Below are 22622 nucleotides of genomic sequence, written 5' to 3'. Positions count from 1 at the left end.
TTTAGAAAAATCGCTGGAACACTTTTGTCCAAGTTCTGTTAATGGATTAGTATATCTAACGTGTGATCATCTTCGCTATGATCACCAAGGGTTTTCATCTTTCCATCATGTTTCATTGTTAACACTGAAACGCATGTAGACTAGCTTTGAGACATCATCATAATGCCGATCATATGAAATAGATGAATCAGAAGCGGGGATGACCGTTTACTTCTGTGTTCGCTTTTTATTCGATTTTTTGGGTGTACTAACTCCAACCTAACCGCGCCTTGTGCTTTTTTACTGCGGCCTGACGACTTCCTTTCCTTGTACGCTCTAATGCCTTTAAGGGCATCAACCCATTCTGTTTTATGAATACTGTTGTCTAGATATTGTGTTGCCGCTCGCCAGTGCGCTTTAGGAATAAATAGCTGGGTTGTTTCCAGAAATTTTCGCAACTCAACCGGTGAGTTGAAATAGATGCCCGAGCGAGAAACACTTGCATGGTTAAGAGCATAAGCAATGGCTTCAGAGATGGCCTGTTGGTGCTGATGATAGTGTTTTCTCAATTCTCTAATATATTGATTCTGCGTTTGTATTTCGGTTGAAGTTTTAAGTGGTGAGGGTAAAAGTTTTTGTGTCCGAGTATCAGAAAAATGTCGAGAGTACTGCCGTCCAGCAGATTCTGTGGAAAGTGTCTTGATGCTTTTGGCATTGTTGAGCCACTTATTTAGCGTAGCCTCGGTGATTTTTAGTCTGGAACAAATATCTTCGTGATTAAAGCCCTGCTGATACAATTCTAGAGCGCTATTGCAAATTGGAATGGAAATAATTTCTTTGTCGTCTTCGATATGAAGCGTGGGCACAATCCCATTGGCTATGTTTGCTGGCAGCTCTTGAATAGGGAGTTTCTTCATCAAGTACGGAAGAACATATTGATTGAGTCTCTTCTCTACAGGGAGCCTTTTGGGCAGTATCCCTACCAGATTCATCGTGCCTTGCGAGAGTGAAAAGTCGATATCTTTAAGCTTTTGAGCAACAATCCAGTCAGAAAAATGGAAATAATGTTCAAATGTCATCCTCGGTGATTCGTGACCTGCCATAGCTGCAATTGCATCGTAGCCGTTCATCGCCGATCGTCCAAATATGATGCTTTTGATTTTTTTAAGCTGATTTTTATTGTACGAAGATAGCTGTTGAGGTGACGAGCGTAGATCATCCATTTCTAGGATAAGTTGCAATCGGCTTAAACAGCTATGGCGTAGGTGGTGAAACACAAAATAATTCAACTGGGTTAGGGACTTTAATAGTTCACCAACAAACATGGAAACTCGAAAGGAATCCACTGGAAATTTTGCGGTAGCTCCAATAGAAAAGAACGGAAGTGTCCCTCCAAGTTGTTGCTCCTGTTTGATACGGTCATAGCGATTTATGATGTCAGCTTCGTGTTCAAGCAGCATTGGATAGAGAGGGACTTTCCTCAGACTTGCTGCCGTTTTGTTTTGACCAAGATGATTATCGCGGATGAATAGCCAGCCAATATTGGAGCGTTCAACATCCTTCATTCGTAGTTTCACAAGCTCATTGAGTCTTAGACCGCAACGGTAAGAGATAATACACATCGATTGTAGACACAGTTTATCGGCTTCATTAAGTCCTATAGTGTGCTCAATGCTATTTAGCAGAGCAGTGAACAGTGCTTCATCAACAAACGCCGCACGCGTATGAGCTTGTGTCGGGTCAGTATGTAAATAGTCACTAGAGATGGGAGGGAGTACATTGGTTGCCACTGCAAAAGCGTGTATGTCTTTGAGTCTACCCGCAAAATATTTTTTAGATTTAGCTGTTATATGGCTGTCGATGGTGTGCTTGTAAATTTGCTCTAGCTCTTCTCTATTTAGCTCATTCAGTTGATATCTTTCGCAAAGGTAAAGCCATTTGCGAGTTAAACTCGAATGATATGCTTTTAAGGTGCTGACACTGCAAGTTTCCAGCTTGTGGCGATACCACTGTAGAAGCAAGCATTGGTGTAATGCACCTTCATTGGATGTTTCCGATATTAACGCTTCTAACCTTTGCCTCAGTGTAACTTTGCTGATCGGTGTGAGTGTATCCTTGGGACTTAAACAAGTCTTTATTTTGTCAAAGAGCTCTGGGTGTCGTGATTTTGGTTTCGTTTCTGTCGGACAGACCTCTGAATTTGAGGACGAAAAACCAGATGTAAAGTCCACGTTCTTTAATGGGTGGACAATAGGATGAATCAACCGAGCAAGATTACTTGTCGGAATCCCGTAGGATTTTGTTCTGCCCACCTGGTATTCAGTGAGTGCGTTACTGATTGCCAAGTCGGACTGATTTTCAGCCACGTATACCGAGGTTTGGCAAAGTTGGCTAAAAGTCAGGGTGCATTGATTTCTAATCAACATAGCGCTTAACTCACCTCTATCCCTAGGAGCGCGCCAGGTGTGACGTCGCCACCGTCGCCACAAACGCAGTAAACCAAGTGTTATAGGGTGAAGATAGCAATGAAATTGAGTAACTTTGTTTCCTGCTACCTCAACATTGGTGTTAAACCTTTCTGAGTCGATTGTTACACTAATAAAGGGTGATTGCTTCCAATGATTCGTTTTAACATTTGAGTCACTAATCGAACGCTGAAAGCCGTATACAACATCAGGATTTGCTTGACCGCTATGATAGATGAACGAGAGGACTAAGTTTCTAAAAGCTTGTTCCTTAGATTGAGCGGGTGCCTTTAATAGCTCGCCGTAGTACCAATGTTGATAGAATTCATATCCTTTCCAAGCATTTTGTATCCAATCTAGTGTGCGCAAGGGCTTTAAGGATTTCTTTGTGACAATGTAACTAGGAGGATTGATCTTCCAATTGTAGAGTTTTTGATAACTAAGGACGTTTTTTACACCGAGATTAAATGCTCGTCTGTAGTCACTGATTTGCCCAAACGTATTAGTGATTTCATCAATGAACTTTTCCCATCTTTCATAAAAACGTTCTGGTTTAGGCACTATGGTTGGGTTTGGGAAATATTTCTCGAACACTTGGTTCGCTTTTTTATTTACTCGCTCTATCTGGTTGAGTCGTTTTTTGCGGCGAGCCTCGACGCCAATCTCAGTCATGTGAAGTCTCCACTCCAATATCTACTAGATACTCATGAAGGATGTTTGATACTGTTTCCATATGCTGGCGGGTTAGAGTGCTAAACTCATTAAAACTGCGTTTAGATTGATTCATGTGTCCCATCCAAGCGTTAATAACTGCGACGTCAACTCCCTTTTCGGTTAATAGAGAGCGTACATGATGTCGAGCCCAATTGGCTTGAATTGGAAATATCGCGTCAATGAAAAAAGTGTAGTTCGATGGTGTACACGGCTCATACTGATTGCCTCTTAGATAGAAAAAAAGATGCTTCTCTCCCTTGAGTAAATGTTGATACTCGAACGAAAGGTTCGGGTTAGTGTTAGCTAGCTGCAACACTCGTCGTTTGCAATAGCTCAAGTAGTTATTGAGGGTTGTGATAGCTATCTTTGGAAGCTTGATAACGCGACTGTTGTCACCAATTCCTGATTCTTTGTCCGAAATCCAATAGTCTCCTGTTCGTAACGACAAGTGCGTGATTTTTCCAAACCAACCAGTTACGGGTCGGTAACCTGATGCAATCGCAAGAACAAGCTGAGTGTATATCGTGATGTCGTTATGGAAGGATTCACCCGTGGGTTCTTCAGAGTTCAGTTTTGACTGTAGGTAGGAAAATAATGAAGACAAGACACTTCTTTCTATATACAGAGGCGAACCTAGTGATGATGGGTTGGGAAGTTCATCGAAGAGGGTTAACGCGGACGGATCAGATGCTAGGTTTGAGAGAAAATCCAGATAACGACGGTAAGTTTGAAGTAGATATCCATTGGAGAGTTGGAGGTAAAACACTGCAGGTATGGTGTTAATGGATTCACCAGCAATTAAGGCAATAATGGTCGAGTCGATATTTTCATGAGACAGCTTTTGTCGAAAGTAGGACGATATCCTTCTGAGAGTAAGGTGTGTGTTATGTCGCTTGTTGATGTGGCTAATCAACCCTTTTAATTCAGACTCTTTTACATCTTTGAATCTAAGGCTAGTAAGTTGATTGCTGATTATTTGTGGCAGAGGTAACCAAAAGTCCTCCTTGGTTTTAGTGAGAAGAGGTAGGAGCTCTGTGCGCTGCTTTTGAGAGGGCAGTTTGTACTTTCTACAAAAACCAACAAGCTTTCTGTCTAAAGAACGTTTACTTTTCAACCCTCTCGCTTGGTTGTAGTTACTACCACTAATTAACATAACAAGAAGTAGTTTGGATGCCATAAGAGAGTTTGTCTTGGTATTGATTTGCTCAATACAATAGCGAACCAGTGAACCTATTTCATAAGTGGTGGCACTGTCTATATCGCAAGCGAGGCACATGTCCCGTTTTTCGATACGAGCTTGGATAGCCCGGGCATGGAGAGCTCCGGTAGCATAGTTATTTTGAGTGTAGCGGTAGCTACTAACTATGCTAGTAGTTCGACTGTTTTCGCTGTAGTGGTCTTCTTTCTGCCAACTGCTGCTTGTTGACCGCGGTGCTTCATTAAACTGCTTTATTTCGAATAGTACTTCTTCACCTTCGTCATCTAGTGTCTTGAGCTTACTCTGTTCCAAACTTCCACTTTTCTTGAACTCGCTGCTAGTAACATTGCGGGTGTATCCGTCTGCATAGTTTAATGTCGATTCATAGGGGCGGCGATAGTGATTAAGCTTGTCAACAATTTGTCTTGGGGGGCGGTCTTCATTTTCTTCATCGACAAGGACTTTGAAAGCTTTTACAAGCTGTATAAAATCTACCTGCTCAATATCTGGGAGGTAAGCTGCCATCGTTTCTCTTTTGCCGTTGGCAAATAACCTTACATCATTACAGATTGCTTCGATCTTAGGTTGATGTGTTCCAATAAAGGAAAGCCGTGCGACTGACAGAAATGTCAACGCTTTGTATTGGTCGAACTTGCTGTGGTCATAAGAGGTCAACAAAAGACTGGTGGATAAGAAAGCGGGCAGATAGTGTACGCCAAGCTTTTTGCTGTTTGATATTGAATAGACTACGTCGTGTAAATTAGCTGAAGTTGGGGGACGCTGTACTTTTTTTGCCTCTGAAACAAGAAATGATATTTCCGGAAACTCATCCTTATATTCATTTCTGATGATTGAACATAACCTGATAACTTCGGTTGCGATGAGGGCGTTTTGGTTGTCGTCGAAAGGGAATAGTTGTTTGAGAAACCGTTCGATGTTCTTTTGTTTAAACCGCTCTTTTACATCTTCAATCATGTCGTTCTCTCTCTTTCAACAGTTTCTCAAAAATCGAGGGTTCTTCGTCGGATGTACTTTCTTGGATTTGAGTTTTTGCGTTTTGTTGGGCGAGTGAGCTTCTTGAGGAATGAGTTATCTCAGAGAGTTTCGTTTGACTCAGTTTATTCTTGTCGAACATAGATTTGATGATGCTTTTCGGTGCATGTTGATTCAACGCTCTACGAAAACCTTCTGCTGATTTATTGTCGACCGACGATAAGACTGAGCGAAGTACGGCCAACCACGAGTGCTTCTCGATATCCGCATCGCTCATATCGTCTTGAATGAGCACATCGCAGTCGGCAAGGGTTAGCGTCGTTAATGAAAAGCTGAATGATTCAAACCCTGAAATTATGGCTATTTTCTTGCTTGATACACGTACAGCCTGAAGTGTGAGGCCGACATTGATTTCATCCAAAGATGACTGTGTCATAGCAGTTTTGTCGACCCAGAATTGTCGCGAGTGAAAGAAAGAAAATGCCGGTAGGGCAGCACTATGAATAGAGAATTCTAATCTATTTTTTGAACGACTCGATAAAACATGCGACATTTCAAACGCTCATTTAAGTCAAAAACTGTACATTAAATGTACATTATATGAGGCTCAAAATCCCAAACCTCGATCAAAAATGTTGAAAAATGGGGTTTAAAAATTATGGGGTTGTTTCCATAAGTTGTTGATAAATAATATTATTGATGATTTCTAGAAGTAAAAATTTGAGTGGGTGTAACACTTCCAAGCTGATGATGCGGGTTCGATTCCCGCTGCACGCTCCAATTCTCATGCTCCAATCTTCTAGTAATATTCTTATCAATTTAACGCTACGGTCTTTTTCAATAACCAGCTATTGATTAGGTTCACTATCTCCATATTGTTCTTCTCTAACATCAGCATATGACCATTTCCGTGTATACCCTGTTGTTCAAGTCGAAGGAAGTCATTGTTCACTCCAGCTTGTGTTAGCCAGTTCGAAGTACAATGGTCATATTCGGCATGATATGAAGACTCACTCACCATAAACAAGACGGGTATGTCTTTGAGATTAACAAGCTGTCGTGCAGGTTCTTGCTGTTCCCAACAACGAACAAGAGTGTTGCTGTCGGCTATTGGTTGTTGAGCGACGACTAATTCTTCGGGCATAGCTATCGCTGGTTCATAGGTTACTGGGATAACGCTAACTCCCCAAGGTAGGCTGGATTTTCCAGCTTTGTTTTTGATTGGTGGGCCACTAGGCTCGATAGTAACGATGGCTTTAACTAGGTTAGGGCGCTTGTCAGCAATAAGCCATCCAAAGGGGCCTGACTGTGAGTGTGTAAGTAGGATGGCGGGACCTATCTTATCGAGCAAAGCCACTCCTGCAGCACTAACAAGCTCGCTGCTTTCAACATGTGATTTCAAAGACTCGACAATGCTTGAATAATACTGATCAAAAATCGGGTCGCCCTGTCGTCCAGAGCCTGGCCATTGGGTATGTAACCCTGCTTGAGGCCATTGCCCTTCAAACTGCGCCGATGCGGTAAACTTTTTCTCGATAACCTCTGCGCTGAAGATTCTCAAATCACCATTTGTGGCAGGGTGCCAGGCCGAGCGGGATCGGGCTGGTTGATCAACCATGTAGACAACATACCCCTGGTTAATGAAATAGTGTGCCCAACCTTGTCTACCGTCTGGTGTCGTCATCCAGTTGACGGCAGATTGGCCAGCACCGTGGATTAGAACGATAGGCAGTGGCTGGGTTACTTTCTCTGGTGTCCACTTTTCTACGAACATTTGCCCAGTAAATAAGGTCGAGTTATTCACCTTCTTGTATTGACCCCCAACAAAAAACACCTCGCTTTGATACTGGTTTGTTGTCGGGTTGGCTGCACTGACTGTGAGCGAGAATAGCGCTAACAGTTTGATAAGTCCTTTAGTCATCATTGCTCCTAGTGGTTCGTTAACTCATCACAAGTAATGGGATAGTCTGGTTAAAAAGCAGCTTCTTGGTAACGCCACCAAATACTAATCTGCTTAAATTGCGGTGTGCGAATGCGCCTGCAATGATGAGATCAGCAGGTAATGTCTGTGCAAAGTCGAGTAGGGCTTTGGGTGTTTCTCGTTTATTCGTATCGAGTACAGAGTTTGACACTTGCACATCGTGAGCTTCTAGGTATTTAGTCAAGGCGTATTGGTCTGGCTTATCCACTAAAGAGCGCTCACTACTCACGATTACCACTTCTTTTGCCTTTTTGAGAATGGGCAAGGCTGCGTGAACGGCTCTCGCTGCTGCGGCATCGCCATTCCATGCAATCATGATGGTTTGTGGATTAAAATGAGATTGTGTGCGTGGCATCAGCAGCACTGGGCGTGCGCTGTGTTTAATTGCCGCTTCAAAGCTAACGCTTGTGTTGCCGTTACTGGGTTTAGGAATAACGATTAAGTCGGAGACTTTGCCATGCTCGCTGACAACTTCAGCACGATAGCGAAAAATATCGTGCCAAAGCGCAGTCGTCTCACCTCGAATAGGCTCTGAAACCTTGACTCTGTGATCGTCACAAAGTCGGTTAAACACTTCTTTAGACTCAGAGATGCTCTCTTCAATGTACTCATTTACCATTTGGTCGATTTTTTGATAGAGGCTTCTGCTTATCAATCGATTCTCAGATGGCAGTAACTGCCCAGCGCCAACTTGCGCGTGCATGACTTCTAAGTGAGCTTCGAAATACTTAGCCACTTCAAGCGCGCCGGCGAGGCGCTCTTGAGCATTTTGAGTAGTGGCGAATGGCATTAAAATAGTTCTTATCGACATAGTTTCTCTCCCTGTTATCCAATAGGCCACGGTAAGTCGACACTCTCTTGAAGAAGGCCGATTGGTAAGTCGAGCACCATCAAGTGCGTTAACCCAAGAAGGAAGCCGGATGCCGCAGCTGTCATTGACACTGCACGTACCAAAGACACGCCTGCTTTATTGACTAAGAACACACAGAAGAACACAGTAATTGCGATGACATAACCTACGAAGTAGCAACCGATAATTAGCGCGGCAAGCCAGTAGAGGTAGTGCCACAGGCTGGTTGTATCGGTGTCATAGGCATACCCTTGTTCGTATTCGTTGTCGAAGTAAATGGGATTGAACTCAGAGTCGGTGAACAAGCGATAGGTGATGATGGCTGAGAGTAGCCACATAAAGCTCGCAATGACGATAGTAAAGATCCCGCCTAAGAAGCTTTGCTGATAACCGTCGTAAATTGCGTAAGCGAAAACAAGGTTAACCGCGATGGCGAACAGCTGTTGTGGACGACGGACATGGGGTTGCGCACTCACAATTGGCTTAGGCTCATCTGCCGCTTTCTTTTTAGCGTTCGAACGAATCATAAAGAACAGAGACAACAGAGTAATCGCACCAATGATCATGACACCTGGACGGAGCAGGAAGCCAACACCATCAAACTGAACGGCTTGGTATAGATAGGTTTCCATGCCGCTAGCCAATACGAAGCCGATAAGAAATGCTGGGCGTGGCCAGTCGAAACGTTTCATGAGGACACCAAGAACGCTGATCGCCAAGAGTGAAACTAGGTCACCTAGATCGCGAGTTGCTTGGTAAGCCGCAAAACAGATCACCATCACCATAAACGGAGCGAGAAGGGTGTAGCGAATCGTGGTGAGTTTAGCTACCCAAGGAGAGATAAACATACACGCTGCCGCGCCAAATAGGTTAGCAATCGCCAGTGACCACACAATGGTGTAGGTGACATCTAGATCGGTACTTACCATCGCTGGGCCTGGCTCCAAGCCTACTAATACCATACCGCCGAGGAATACCGCCATACCACCAGAGCCTGGGATCCCAAATAGCAGTGTTGGCACAAGACCACCGCCTTCTTTGGCGTTGTTTGAGGACTCAGGAGCAATAACGCCTCGGACATCACCGTGTCCAAAATCAGCGTCTTTCTTGGTGGTTTGAACAGCGTGACCGTAAGCGATCCAGTCAACAACACTTCCGCCTAAGCCAGGAAGTGCGCCAACCACACAGCCAATAATACTGCAGCGCATCGCTAACCATTTGTTCTTAAAGAAGTCTTTGATGCCACTTAACCAGCCGCTACCAAGCTGACTAGCACTCGCGATAGGTTTGTTTTGACGCAGCAGATCGATGATTTCAGGCAACGCAAAAATACCCAAACCAACAACGACCAGAGGCAAGCCATCCATTAAATAGAAGTTATCAAACGTCATTCGATACTCACCGGTCGCCGGTGCACTGCCGACGCTGCCGAGCAAGACACCGAGTCCGCAGGCAGTAAGACCTTTAATTAGGCTCTTTCCGGCTAGAGCACCGACCATGGTTAAGCCAAGCAGTGTCAGCATAAACAGTTCGGCTGAGCCAAAAGCGAGAATGACAGGGCGAGCTACTAGTACAAATCCGGTTAAGATAACCGCGCCGAACAAGCCACCAAAGAGAGAGGAGGTAAATGCGGCGGAAAGGGCACGAGCTGCTTGACCTTTTTTGGCCATCGGAAACCCGTCGAGTACTGTTGCCTGAGAGCCACTAGAGCCAGGAATACCCATCAGGACGGAAGTAAAGGTATCTGAGGTAGGGATGACGGCAACGAGGCCGATAAGCATTGCCAGAGCTGAAATGGGGTCCATCCCATAAAGAAATGGGAGAAGCAGTGATAAGCCGGCTATCCCACCAAGGCCGGGGAAAATCCCAATGGCAAGACCTAGTACAACGCCGCCCAGCATAAATGCCATATGCTGAACACTGAGTATGGTGCCTAGTGCGACAAAGAGTTCATCAAGCATCACTATTGCCTTCTAATAATTATGGATGTTTAGGCTGATGTAAAAGGTGCGCTCGAATTCACGGCGTCACGTTTTTACCAAACCTGTGATAAGAAAAAGGGAGCCCGAAACCGCAGGCTCCAAAATGGCGATTAAAACTTGGTGTTATAGTTTTCAGTTAGCCAGTTGCGTACCCACTTGAGGTTGCGCTCTTCTAGAGATAGTGCGGCTTCAAGTGCCTTTTCGGCTTGAAGGCCAGTAAGCTGTGGGTATTCGCCAAGCACTTGTACAGACTCTTCAGAGAACTTAGGTGAGCTGATGGCCTCCGTTGCGGCTTGACGCCATGCTTGGACAAGCTCATCTGGTGTGTCTTTCGGTACAAAAATCATCTTCTGAGCCGCGAAGCCAGCGACAAAGAATGAACGCCATGCTTGGTAACCTTGACTTGGGTCTTGGTCAGGGTAGAGCTTTGCGTATACTTCGCTAAAGTGTGGAAGGTCAGGGAAGTTTGGATCGCGTTCAAGTTTGCCTTCTTCATTGAGGACGCCGAAGCTAAATAGTGGAATTGCCTTACCTTCTTCAACCAGCGGTGTGACCTTTTTGATGTAGGCAGAACTGGTTTGATAGTCGATGTTGACCTCTCCACGCTCAAAAGCTAAACGACCAGCGCCACGTCCTTTCATACCAAACGTTGGCTGCACATCCATGCCTAGAAGGTCCATCGCTAGAATAGGCACAAGATCGAGAGAGGTTGCACCTTGGCTTCCGTATTTGAACTTAATCTCATCACGCTTGGCGATTAGATCGTCAACACTATTGATGCCAGTCGATGGTGAGACATAAACCACACCGCCAGTTGGTGAGGCAAGGATGACACGCCAGTCGTTATAATCGTATTTAACTCGGCGGTCTTTAAGTAGGTACGGGAACTGAGTTGATGCTGAGCTTGCAAAGATGTTTAAACCATTGGCTTTGCCACGGCGAGCAAATTGGTTTGCACCCTTCGTAGAGCCTCCGCCTGGGATATTTTTGACTACGACCACAGGTTGGCCAGGTAGCGCTTCGCTGAGGTAAGGTGCGTAGAATCGACCCCAAGTATCGGTACCGCCACCTTCTTTATATGGCATGAAGAGCTCGACGCGCTCTCCCGAGAATGAAACGTCTTTAGCATGAGTGTTTGAGGGAATGGCAGAAATACCAAACGCTGCAATTAACAGGGTTTGAAGAAAACGACGACCAGTCATTCCTTTGATTGTGTTGAGAGATGTCATGTTAAGCATGTTGCCTCCATTTGTACTTTCTCTGTGTTCATCGCTCTCGGTTATTTGGCGATTTCCTTCAACTTAGAAAGCCAACCTGTCACTAAACTGACACGGCAGGAGTTATTAACAAAAACGTTACATGGCTCAACATTATTGATGTTCAAAACAAAAAAAAGCCACCCTAATTGGGTGGCAACCTGCTTCTACCTTGCGGGGTAAACTTGGCCTTTAAACAGTGGTCGGGCAGTTCGTACCAAAGCGGCCTGCTTTAAGTTGGGTTCAAGCTCTCCTTCTTCGACTTGTAGCTTGACGTCGATGCGACCGCTGGGATGTTCTATCGTTATCGTGTCATCATTCAAACTGGACGCTAAGCGACTTGCTACCGTGCCGGGGATTGAACATGCTGCAGCCACAGCGATGGCTCCGGTGACGGCATGACTGGCGTGACAATTGTGGGGGACAAAGTAACGAGAGCTTATGTTCCCGCCTGCTTTTGGAGAAGTAAGCAACGAAACTTTAGGTACGACACTGTTTGAGACATCTCCAAGTCCCATTAGCTCGCCTGCAATTCGTCTTACATGTTCGACTCGTTCCAACATCGCCTGATTGCTGTCGAGTTCTTGTTTTGTTTCGTAGCCAGTGACGCCAACAGACTCAGCGGCTATATGTAGCATAGGAACGGCAGCATCGATGCATGTGACTTCCATGCCGTCGATGATGTCGGACTTTTTTCCAGTTGGGAATAGTTTTCCCGTTTTGGACCCTCCCACATCCAGAAAGTTAAGCATGATAGGAGAGCCGGTTCCTGGAACACCGTCGATGGACATGTCACCTTCGTATTGGAGCTTACCTTCGGGTGTTTCCCCAGACACTTCGATGATCGTATTAGTATTGGTATTTTTAACGCGCAGTGTGGTAGTGGGGGACTTTAGAGAGACGAGGTTATTCTCGCCAGCAAAAGCCAGAATGCCTGAAAGAATATTGCCACACGATGGCTTAGTATCGACAACTCGTTCTTCAACACCGACTTGAGCAAACAAGTACTCTAGGTCTATATCTGGCTCTGCGGATTTAGACACGATGGCGACCTTACTGGTCAGTGTCGTACCTCCGCCAATACCATTAATCTGGCTGATATCTCCAGAGCCCATTACGCGCAACAGAACTTCATCGCGCTCATGGACATCGTTTGGTAGATCTTCTCCTCGAAAATACGCACCTTTTGATGTACCACCGCGTATTAACATGCATGAAATCTGACTTTGACTCGACATAACTTCACTCCTTTTGCTGGCTATTCCTGTTGCTCTTTGGCAACTGTTAAGGCCAGATTAAGAGATGAAACTGTCGTCAAACTGACACGACGACTATTCGTAGTCTTTTAATGCATTTTCCCATTCGGAAATGACGATCTGTTTTTTGCTTTGGTCTGAAATGACTAACAAACTGACATCGAGAGGCAGAGGCTTTAGCTGATCGGCAAGTCGGTTTCTCATTACGTGGGCAGTCTTTTCGTTTTCTACATCCAAGCGAATCGGTGGCATGTTAGTTTGCTCTGCCATCACTTTTTGTCCTTGATAAGAAAGGAGATAGTTTAAGAAGCGTTGTGCATGGATGGGCGTTTCTGTTGTCTTGTTTACAAAGGCGCTTCGAATAATTACCGGGGTGTAGTCGGTAGCAGCTACTACCACGATGCCATCGTTATCCTCTTCAAAGGACTTAGCATAAGAGCCGACGACATTGTACGCCATATTAATATCGCCCCGATTGACGGCGTTAAGCATCGCGGCTGAGCTGTTAAACGTCAGCGCATCGTGGGAATTAAACAGCTCTAAAAATTGACCGTAGTTAGTGGCTTGGGCGCGCTCAAATGACCAAAGTAAATAACCCATGCCCACTTTCCGAATATCAAACAAACCGATTTTTGCTTGCAGTTCGTTGCTATGGCGGCGAATGAAATGAATCAGCTCAACACGGTTGGTTGGCGTGCGTTTACCGTCGAGGAAAGCACGATTGAAGACAATCACCGCTGGCTCATAGCTAAACCCGTAAAGCTCTTCTCGCCAATGGGTCCAAGAAGGGAGTACGCTTTTATCTGTATAGGGCGTGCGCAGTGCATAACCATCATTAACTAGACGGATTTGCTGATCCATGACTGAACTGATAGTCACGTCTGGCGGCGGAGTAGCAGAGTCGCGAATTTGTTGGGTAAGTAGGTTGCTGCTTACTGCTTTATAGTCAATAAGAATGTCAGGATTGCGACGTTCAAAATCATCAATTAGCGGCTGCATCTCCGAAAGATAGGCTGCGGCATGAACCTTTAAAGTGACCGGATGCAGTGTGTCTTGCTCTAGCGTCAGTGCTGCGTATCCATTGGAAGCGATAGCCAAAGATAATAAGGCTAAAAATCTAGTTAAGTTATTCATCCGAAGAGACCTCTTTCCAGACTGAATGAGGAAATTGCAGTTTTATGGTAAGCCCAGTCGGCGTTGTGTCTTCCAGAATCAATTGGCCATTCGATTTTTCTGCAACGTCTAGAGCAATACTCATACCAAGGCCTGTGCCACTTTCACGTGCATTTGGACTGCGATAGAAGCGCTCAAAAACATGAGGTTTGTCCTTGTCATCGATTCCTATCCCGTGGTCTCTAATGTAAAGCGTGGCTTTGCTACCAATTTTGGTGATTTCTACCTCGACCTTACTGTCTTTGGGAGAGTACTTGATCGCATTCTCAATTAAGTTGTTGAGCATCTGAGCTAAGGCAAAATCGTCACCTTGAATGGCAAACTGAACTGACTCTTGATAATCCAACTCCACACCTTTTTGCAAAGCATTCATAGCCAAGTCGCGACAGCAGTTTTTTACTAGCTGGTTAAACTGAACGGACTGAGGTTCGACACGACGAAAGCGATGCTTGATGGTGGCATGGTTAAGAAGTTGCACAACGGTGCGTTCTAAGTGGTCGTTTGAACTTGATATTCTGTTGATGTACGAGAGGGCCTCTGGATCTTGGACTTTGCTTTGCGCCACCGATAGTTGAGCCTTAATTCCAGCTATCGGGGTTTTGAGTTGATGAGCCGCTTCTCCTGTAAAGCTTTTGAGGTTATTTAAGGTGCCATCCAACTGCGACATGAAGATATTAATCGTTTCAATCAGATGGTTAATCTCACGAGGTCCTTCGACCGATATCGGTGTGAGATCCAAGTTTGAACGCTTGGCAATCTTTCTGTTTATCTCGTTGATAGGGCGCAATACACGCCATATCAAAGCGGTAATAACTAACAGTGAACAGAGGATCACGCCCACTAGCATTTTGATAGCTTGGTTGTAGATTTCGCTTTCCCAGGCAATACGTGACTGCAGGGTTTGTCCCAATACGGCATAGACATTGATCTTCCCTTGCATGGTATTAATAGCGCGGCTGACAACACTAAATCGCACCGATTCTCCCATAAAATCCAGATAGAAATAGTCTGGTTTTGGCTCTAGTACCGTGTTGTGTTGGTTGATTTGAGTTTGAACGACAGGGTTATTGAGTAGCTCTTCATAACCGGTAATAAACTCGTTGTTTGTAGAAGTGACCAAGTAAAACACACGGTCGTTAGTGGAGCTTGCTAGGCTTTTGAATGCGGAAAAGGGAATATCGACACTGAAACTGAGATTATTGAAATGGACATGATCGATAATTTGCAGCGCCGCACTACTTAAGCGTTCATCAAAGGTCATCTTCGCGGTGTCGTAGGCATAGCGCTTTACTGCCATTAACGCCAATAGCGCGACCACACAGAGAGAGAGGGTCGCAGCAAATAACAGTTGGAATCGAAGTGAGCGAGTAGGAGAGAACATACTGACCTTTAGCTTGGGCAAGCGTTATTCAGCACATAACCGAGTCCGCGCAGTGTTTTGATCTCGACACTGCTGTGACTGAGCGATTTTCTTAGACGACCCACATAGGTTTCGATGGCATTAAGATTTGGCGTACTGCTGTAGCCATAAAGGTGCTCAATCAGCTCCTCCTTGCTCATCACTCGGTTTAGGTGAGTGATGAAAATTTCAAGCAATCGAAACTCGCGCTGCTTAAGGTCGATAGGTTCACCTTTTACTTTGACTGAACAACTGACACTATCAAACTCGATATCACCGTAGGTAATCACATTATGGTCGCTGCCTTGTCTGCGGCGCACAATTGCCCTGCATCTCGCCTCAAGCTCTCCGAAATCGAAAGGTTTGGTCAGGTAATCATCCGCCCCTAAATCAAGCAAGTTGATGCGATCAAATACCTCATTTCTTGCAGTAAGAATCAATATAGGGGTATCTGATACTTGTCGAATTCGTTTAGTGATTTGTTCCCCCGATTTATAGGGGAGGTTTAGATCAAGAATAATCAAATCAAAAGGCGTGTGGCTTACCATGGCGTAGGCTACGTCACCATCGTAGGCGCAATCCACGCCGTGACCGAGGTCGGAGAAGCGTTGCTCAATGGCTTGGCTGATCATTTTATCGTCTTCAACTACTAATACTCGCATTTCAGCCTCCATTGAGTAATGGGTGTTAATACATGGTTTCTATTTCACGAGCAGTTTACATTGAGGGTGCAAATGTCTCTGCCGAAAAGGTCACGATTATCGATTCTTACTTGATGATAAAAGTGATGAGACACAAAAAACGCCTCAAAATCACTCAGATTTTGAGGCGCTTATATCAAGTATTATACGATTAAGCGTTTGTCTCGGTGACAGGCTCAACACCGACAATCGCTTGGTGACGCTCTTTTTCCACCACGAAAGTGATTAAGGCAATGAGGCGATAGAATCCGTGAACAAACTTGCCGTAAGGCATCGAAATAAAGAGCGTCAGAACGACCCCTAAGTGAACCGTCAGCCCAAGTCCTACCCAACTCGTATCGCGCAAAACTATCAATCCCAGACCGGAAACACTTGTTAATAGCAATAGCATGAGAAAGCTAGTGTCCATCCCTTTGTTAGCTTTACCTTTGGTATCTGATACGGCTTGGCGCTTTAGCGTCATTAGGCCAATAGGACCAACAATTAAACCAATACCACCAATCACACCAAATAGTTTGGGTAGACTGATAAAGTCATAAGGGGCAGGAAGCGCGAGCGCATAATGCATCACTGTTGCCGTCGAGGTTGCAGCGAAGCAAAGCATGAACCCCCAGAACGTCATCTGATGGAAGTAGCGTCTTGCCATCGATGGCTTCTCTGAAGGGTACGAACATCCTTGACCATTTCCGCCGTCGAGATATTTAAGAGTAAGCCCATCTTTAACACCCTTGGCAACTAACCCCCAATCTAGCTTCCATGGCGCGGGTAATCGCATCACCTTCCAGAAGTTGACAATCGACATCACCATAGCGATGGCAACAAATAGCGCCACGGTACCGAAGATCCCTACCATAACGTTATGGGATATTACGCCGTAAAAAGCGTTGTCATGTACTTGGAAAAAACTGTCGCCAGTGAAATAGGCACCGAGTACCACAAATGCTGTGACCAGCACTAAGAGTAATGATGTCACCCAAAGTCCGTTATTCTTGAATGCAGAACCCATAAAGCTTGGCCAAGCATATTGTGCGTAGCTCTCTTCTCTAAGCTCGGCCATGGCGCCAGGCACGTTGAGTTCAAACTCGTGAGGTTTCGCATATTGGCAGTTGTGGTAACAGGCGCCGCAGTTATGGCAAAGGTTAGATAAGTAGTCGAGATCATCTGAATTGAACTCTAGTCGAAGCTCCATTGCTTGAAACACGGCGCAGTGACCTTCGCAATAGCGGCAGGCATTACAAATGGTCATTACTCTATCGACTTCTTTTACTTTAATTGTTGATCGCATAATCCGCTGCCTCGCTTCCTGCTATTCGTCCAAATACATTTCCAATTGTCATTCCAATGCCTGCTAAGTAGCCTTGCCCTAGTACGTTGCCTGCCATAATTTCTCCGGCTGCAAATAGGTTTTTGGCAAGCTTGCCATCAGACATTTTCATTTGAGCATTCTTATTGACCTCGACACCAAGGTAGGTGAACGTGATGCCGGGCTTGAGCGAGTAGGCGTAGAATGGGGGAGTGTCAATTCGCCGTGCCCAGTTAGTCTTGTTAACTTCAAGTCCTTTGGTGTGTACTCGGTCTAGTTCGGTGTGATCAAAGTTACCCGGCTGAACGGCGGCGTTATACTCGTCGATGGTCTGAGTGAACGCCTCAACGTCTAAGCCTACTTTTTCGGCCAGTTCTTGTATTGAGTTTGCTGTCACCGCTGGAAACACCGGCGGCATGAAAGAGCCTTTGGCTTTGCTATCGATAATGACATGAGCAATCTGATCAGGTTGAGATGCCACAAGGCGACCCCAAATCGCGTAACGCTTTGGCCAGAAATCTTCGCCCTCATCATAAAAGCGCTTGGCATTTTTATTGACGACGACACCAAGAGAAACACAGTCAACGCGAGTACAAATCCCACCATCAAATTGTGGCGCTCGACCATCTATCGCAACCGCATGGCATTGGTTTGGCTCGCCAACGGAGTTGATCCCTGCGTTGAGCAGCATTTTCAGCAAAGTGCCTTTGTTGTATGGGGTACCACGAATAAGGAAGTTTTCCGCAATATCGCCCCATGCCTCTTTCAGCCACTCTACATTCGCCTCGAACCCACCTGCGGCAGCGACAAATGTCTTGCCTTTAATCGCCGTATCACCGACTGAAACGCTTTTAAATTCATCGTTGTTTATTTCAATGTCGGTGACCATGGCATCGTAGTGGATTTCAATGCCCAAGTTTTCAGCGTGACGATAGAGAGCATTGGCAAGCTGTTTACCGCCTCCCATGAAGAACGCGTTAGTCCTTCCAAGGTGTAGTGTGCCTCCCAATGGCGGCTGGAACTGCACGCCTCGCTGCTCTAACCAATCAACCGCCTCCGTTGAGCGGTGAAGCGTCAAGCGTGCAAGTTCTTCATTGGTTTTGCCTTTGGTAACACGCATTAGGTCTTGCCAATATTCTTCTTCGTCGTAGGTGCCGCTTAAGACAGACATAGGGCCGTCGTGCATTGGTCTTAGGTTTCGGGTGTGACGGGTATTGCCTCCACGGTGGGTTCTGGGAGCGCCTTCCAGCAGACAAACACTCGCGCCTTTTTCGGCGGCAACAATCGCAGCAACGATGCCAGCCTGACCACCTCCAGCAACAATCACATCGTAGGACTCACTTTCAAAGCTCATTCGATACTTCCTTGTTTTTGGTTATTGATGTATACGATTGTATACAATTGTATTTTTAGCTTGAAACTTATTGATTCCTGTGTCAAGTTTGGAATAACAAAAACTTCACAACTGAGATCTAGAACGATCTTCGATTAGAGTTCGATAGCAAATGACACAAGAAAAAAAGAGTAATCAATCTCGCTCCGAAGTGGCCTATCAGAAGCTACTACAAGCCATTCGTCACGGTGAACTGACATCGGGAACTCGCGTTAGAGAAATTGAAGTTGCAGAGATGCTGGGGATCAGCAGAACACCCGTAAGGGATGCTATTCGACGTTTAGAAAGTGATGGTTTGCTGATCCATTTGCCACGCCAAGGCGCGGTGATCAAGCAGTTGGATCAGAAAGAGGTGATAGAGCTGTATGAGGTGCGTGAGGTATTAGAAGGCACTGCAGCACGATATGCAGCACGGCATGCCTCAGAGATTGAATTAGCTGAGCTCGAAGACTTCAACGACATCATGTTAAGTTATGCCAATGACCCGATTAAGGTCGCTGAGGCGAACCGTCTGTTTCACCAAGCGCTATATCGAGCGGGGAATAACCGATACTTAATTGATGCGCTAAACTCATTATCAAATGCACTCACTCTGCTAGGCGGAACCACGTTACAGGAAGGAGAGCGAACCCAAACCGCGTACCAAGAACATCAAGCGATCATCGATGCTATTCGCCAGCGCGATGGCGATAAAGCCGAACAGGCAGCCAGACATCACATTCAGCAAGCGCATCGAATTCGCATGCGGATGCAGAGAGCTTCACAGGTTGAAGTAAACGGGTGAGTGATTGAACTGCAGATTGGTTTCAATTTCCGCTGCACTCTCTACCTTCAGAGTCAAACTTTTTGAAAAGTACCAAGGAAACAAAGGCAGCGCTGAGCTAACTCGGTTAGATGTCGAGTGTCAGCTTTACATCTTCAACGAATTTAAAAGTATTATTGCTTAGTAATTAAAAGGTCATCTAGAAATATTTCCGTATAGTTTCTGACAACCCCTAATTGTAAATGTCTCAGTTGACCTACCAATCGATTGATGCCTCTGTATCCCATCGACAAACTGCCTTTTTAATAATTCGCTCGTTAGGTTTGCTTTCTTTTGTGCCATGCTCGGTTGAAACTAGAATATATTTAAACTCCCAATCACCGCGCATAGTTGACTCGCCATCATCAATGAATGTGAGATCCGCTTCGATGCCACCGTAAACGTCGCCACTGATGTTTTCTCGCTGCATGATTGAGAACTTATGGCTCTGTGAACCGTTTTTCATTTTACGAATTTCGTGATTCGTCACGGTGACGTTTTCGTTTGGAGTATTCGAGTCACTCCAGAGATACACACCTTGACCGTCTTTTTGTATGATCAAATTTGCATGGTTGTCTAGTTCGCAAGAAAACGGCTTATCAATTGACTTAGGGTTAGCCATCATCTCACTGACGCTAGTCGTTTGACATCCAGAGAGTGCGACTATTGCCAAAGCTGGGATCATAAGTTTCTTCATTCTTGTACCTTAATGCGCTCCGCGCTGCAGAGTGATTTTTGTTGTTCATGTTTTAGCGCACATCAAAAAAAACTGGAGACCTAGCCCTCCAGATTGAAATGATGTTAATTGCTACTCTTAGTCCATTTACTGTAACCCCAGAAATTAAAACACTTAACTACAATATGAAGGATCAGGTCCATCGATGCTCTGCTAGATTCGGGTATCGATGTAATGTTCGTATTTGCTGATGTGTCGCAAATATTTGCTTATTCTTGATACATGTTGCCTTCTACTAGTTGCTTTTCTTTCAGTGACTTAATTAAGGCAGTAACTTGTTTTGTCGCTCTAAGCTCGTTAATCTTTCTCTTAGGGAGCAGCAAACATGGAGAAGTTGATTAATGCTGTCTTACTTTCTTCGTCGCCTGGCACTTGTGGTGCCAACGTTTTTGGGGGTGACGATACTTATTTTTGCGATCACCAGATTAGTACCAGGAGGGCCAGTAGAGAGAATGCTGGCGAACTTGCATTCGCAGGGGGATGGGGGATCGATATCAGGCAGTAACTCTGCTCTGTCGGAAGATCAAATCCAAGAGTTGAATGCTTTCTACGGTCTCGATAAACCCGTTCATCAAGCCTATTGGGAATGGCTTTCGAACCTTGTTCAGTTGGATCTTGGTGAGTCTACTCGCTACTACGAGCCGGTTTCAGACATGATTGCTGAGCGTATTCCAGTATCACTGTTTTACGGTGGTATGACGTTCTTTATCAGCTATTTTATTTCCATCCCTCTTGGCTATTACAAAGCACTTAAACATGGTTCTGTGTTTGATTCGCTCTCTTCAGTGGCAATCTTTGTAGGGTATGCACTTCCAGGGTACGTTGTGGGGGTGTTGCTTATTACTCTGTTTAGTTATCACCTAGAGTGGATGCCTATGGGGGGCTTCACTAGCGATGACTTTGAGGATTTTGAGCTATTGTCAGAGCAAGTTGCCGACATTATGTGGCATGCTATTCTACCTTTAATCTGTTACCTCATCGGCGATTTTGCGACGCTTACTATGACGATGAAAAACAATCTCATGGAAAACCTGTCAGCAGACTACATAAGAACTGCGATCGCAAAGGGCTTGCCATTTAAGCAAGCGGTGCGAAAGCATGCGCTGCGAAATAGCCTTATACCAATTGCCAGCCATTTTGGTAACTCTTTGCTGTTCTTTATGACCGGTGCATTCTTAATTGAAGTCATCTTCAACATTGATGGAATAGGGCTGCTGGGTTATGAGTCTATTGTCGAAAGAGACTACCCCGTTGTAATGGGGATCGTCGCGATTAATGCGGTGCTGCTGCTTCTGGGAAACATCATCTCCGATATCTGTGTCGCGCTTGTCGACCCTCGTGTGAAGTTTGGGGGATAAGCGATGAAGGTCAGTCCTTTAACAAAGAAAAAACTCAACAATTTTAGGCGCATTAAGCGCGGCTATTGGTCGTTTATTCTGCTGTCACTCATGTTGATTATGTCGTTATTTGCTGAATTTCTTATTAACAGCAAAGCGCTGGTGGTGAAGTATCAAGGTGATTATTTTTTTCCGGTGGTGAGCCGTGTCTATCTGGGAACAGAATTTGGACAAACGAATGCCAGTGAAGTCGACTACAGACAACTTAAGTTAATCTTTGAACAAGCGGCAGGTGATGATTTTGTGTTGATGCCGATAGTGCCGTGGGACCCTTATGAACAAGACTTTTCTGGGGATTATCCGCCAAATGCGCCCAATGCCCAATCTAAGCACTATCTAGGGACCGATATCATCGGCAGAGACATATTGGCAAGGTTGGTGTACGGCTTTCGAATTGCTATGGGATTTGCACTATTAGCCATGGCGGCTTCTTATGCGATTGGTGTCGCTGTCGGCTGTGCAATGGGCTTTCTTGGCGGCAAGTTTGACCTTTTCGTTCAACGTTTTATTGAGATTTGGTCTATGGTGCCTTTCTTGTACGTCATCATGATTTTGGTCTCTATTGTTCAGCCGAGTTTTACTCTTTTTTGTCGCCATCAATGTCATGTTTGGTTGGATGGGCATTACTTGGTACATGAGGACCATGACCTATAAAGAAGTCGCAAGGGAGTATGTCACGGCAGCTAAAGCGCTTGGCGCGTCAAATGCTCGAATCGTCTTCAATCACATCCTCCCAAATACCATGGTGATGGTGGTAACACTCGCACCATTCACTATCGCGGCAAATATCACGGCTCTGACCGCACTCGATTATTTGGGGTTAGGCTTAATGCCACCAACGCCAAGCTGGGGAGAGTTGCTTCAGCAAGGAAAATCGAACTTAGACTCACCTTGGATCGTTGCTTCAGTAGTAACCGCCATTGTTGCGGTTTTGGTTATGGTGACATTTATTGGTGAAGCGGTAAGGGCAGCTTTCGACCCGAAGAAGTTTACCCGCTATGTTTAAACTAAGTGATTAAAATTAATCGTATAGAGCTAGGCCAC

At 45.2% G+C, this 22622-nt stretch carries 16 protein-coding genes and 1 pseudogene; 3 read left to right on the top strand and 14 right to left on the bottom strand.

The genetic code is table 11. From position 1 onward, the window contains the following. Positions 1–140: 140 nt before the first annotated feature. The 13 genes from AC6I8Y_RS19555 to tcuA all read right to left on the bottom strand — a co-directional run bounded on the left by AC6I8Y_RS19555 (position 141) and on the right by tcuA (position 18604). Entirely contained in the window at positions 141–3116 is a 2976-nt protein-coding gene (locus AC6I8Y_RS19555; protein WP_498022758.1) for a tyrosine-type recombinase/integrase, read from the bottom strand. Continuing rightward, entirely contained in the window at positions 3109–5331 is a 2223-nt protein-coding gene (locus AC6I8Y_RS19550) for a hypothetical protein (RefSeq protein WP_498022756.1), read from the bottom strand. Before AC6I8Y_RS19550 ends, AC6I8Y_RS19555 begins: the two co-directional genes overlap by 8 nt. After that, positions 5324–5785, bottom strand: a complete 462-nt coding sequence (locus AC6I8Y_RS19545) for a hypothetical protein (protein WP_498022754.1) — start codon at positions 5783–5785, stop codon at positions 5324–5326. Before AC6I8Y_RS19545 ends, AC6I8Y_RS19550 begins: the two co-directional genes overlap by 8 nt. 378 nt (positions 5786–6163) lie before the next feature. Next, positions 6164–7270: an alpha/beta hydrolase gene (locus tag AC6I8Y_RS19540; protein WP_394151272.1), complete on the bottom strand. Its 1107-nt coding sequence runs from the start codon at positions 7268–7270 to the stop codon at positions 6164–6166. A 19-nt stretch (positions 7271–7289) separates the two neighbouring features. Further along, entirely contained in the window at positions 7290–8141 is an 852-nt protein-coding gene (locus tag AC6I8Y_RS19535; RefSeq protein ID WP_498022752.1) for a universal stress protein, read from the bottom strand. 14 nt (positions 8142–8155) lie between these two features. Further along, entirely contained in the window at positions 8156–10141 is a 1986-nt protein-coding gene (locus tag AC6I8Y_RS19530) for a tripartite tricarboxylate transporter permease (protein ID WP_498022751.1), read from the bottom strand. Between the two features lie 131 nt (positions 10142–10272). Beyond that, entirely contained in the window at positions 10273–11364 is a 1092-nt protein-coding gene (locus AC6I8Y_RS19525; RefSeq protein WP_498023063.1) for a Bug family tripartite tricarboxylate transporter substrate binding protein, read from the bottom strand. A 221-nt stretch (positions 11365–11585) separates the two neighbouring features. After that, positions 11586–12656: a 4-oxalomesaconate tautomerase gene (locus tag AC6I8Y_RS19520; RefSeq protein WP_498022749.1), complete on the bottom strand. Its 1071-nt coding sequence runs from the start codon at positions 12654–12656 to the stop codon at positions 11586–11588. A 93-nt stretch (positions 12657–12749) separates the two neighbouring features. Continuing rightward, entirely contained in the window at positions 12750–13808 is a 1059-nt protein-coding gene (locus AC6I8Y_RS19515) for an ABC transporter substrate-binding protein (RefSeq protein ID WP_498022748.1), read from the bottom strand. Next, complete coding sequence (locus tag AC6I8Y_RS19510; RefSeq protein WP_498022746.1) at positions 13801–15249, bottom strand: sensor histidine kinase; 1449 nt, start codon at positions 15247–15249, stop codon at positions 13801–13803. The genes AC6I8Y_RS19515 and AC6I8Y_RS19510 overlap by 8 nt, the downstream gene beginning before the upstream one ends. Continuing rightward, positions 15237–15908: a response regulator transcription factor gene (locus AC6I8Y_RS19505; RefSeq protein ID WP_498022744.1), complete on the bottom strand. Its 672-nt coding sequence runs from the start codon at positions 15906–15908 to the stop codon at positions 15237–15239. The genes AC6I8Y_RS19510 and AC6I8Y_RS19505 overlap by 13 nt, the downstream gene beginning before the upstream one ends. Before the next feature lie 190 nt (positions 15909–16098). Beyond that, positions 16099–17232 carry a tricarballylate utilization 4Fe-4S protein TcuB gene (gene tcuB / locus AC6I8Y_RS19500; RefSeq protein WP_498022742.1) on the bottom strand — a complete coding sequence of 378 codons (1134 nt, stop codon included), beginning with the start codon at positions 17230–17232 and terminating at the stop codon, positions 16099–16101. Continuing rightward, positions 17216–18604: an FAD-dependent tricarballylate dehydrogenase TcuA gene (gene tcuA / locus AC6I8Y_RS19495; protein WP_498022740.1), complete on the bottom strand. Its 1389-nt coding sequence runs from the start codon at positions 18602–18604 to the stop codon at positions 17216–17218. The genes tcuB and tcuA overlap by 17 nt, the downstream gene beginning before the upstream one ends. A 151-nt stretch (positions 18605–18755) precedes the next feature. Between tcuA and AC6I8Y_RS19490 the strand changes: the two genes are divergently transcribed. Beyond that, positions 18756–19427, top strand: a complete 672-nt coding sequence (locus AC6I8Y_RS19490; RefSeq protein WP_498022739.1) for a GntR family transcriptional regulator — start codon at positions 18756–18758, stop codon at positions 19425–19427. Positions 19428–19662: 235 nt separating this feature from the next. On the opposite strand, the gene AC6I8Y_RS19485 is transcribed toward AC6I8Y_RS19490, so the two are convergent. After that, positions 19663–20142 carry a hypothetical protein gene (locus tag AC6I8Y_RS19485; RefSeq protein ID WP_394151262.1) on the bottom strand — a complete coding sequence of 160 codons (480 nt, stop codon included), beginning with the start codon at positions 20140–20142 and terminating at the stop codon, positions 19663–19665. 380 nt (positions 20143–20522) lie between these two features. On the opposite strand from AC6I8Y_RS19485, the gene AC6I8Y_RS19480 reads away from it, so the two are divergent. Further along, positions 20523–21539 carry an ABC transporter permease subunit gene (locus tag AC6I8Y_RS19480; protein ID WP_498022737.1) on the top strand — a complete coding sequence of 339 codons (1017 nt, stop codon included), beginning with the start codon at positions 20523–20525 and terminating at the stop codon, positions 21537–21539. A gap of 3 nt (positions 21540–21542) precedes the next feature. Further along, positions 21543–22584: pseudogene (locus AC6I8Y_RS19475) on the top strand (ABC transporter permease). Positions 22585–22622: the final 38 nt, after the last annotated feature.

The organism is Vibrio sp. KUL78 (genome assembly GCF_059725505.1).
This window is presented reverse-complemented; position numbering and strand designations above follow the sequence as displayed.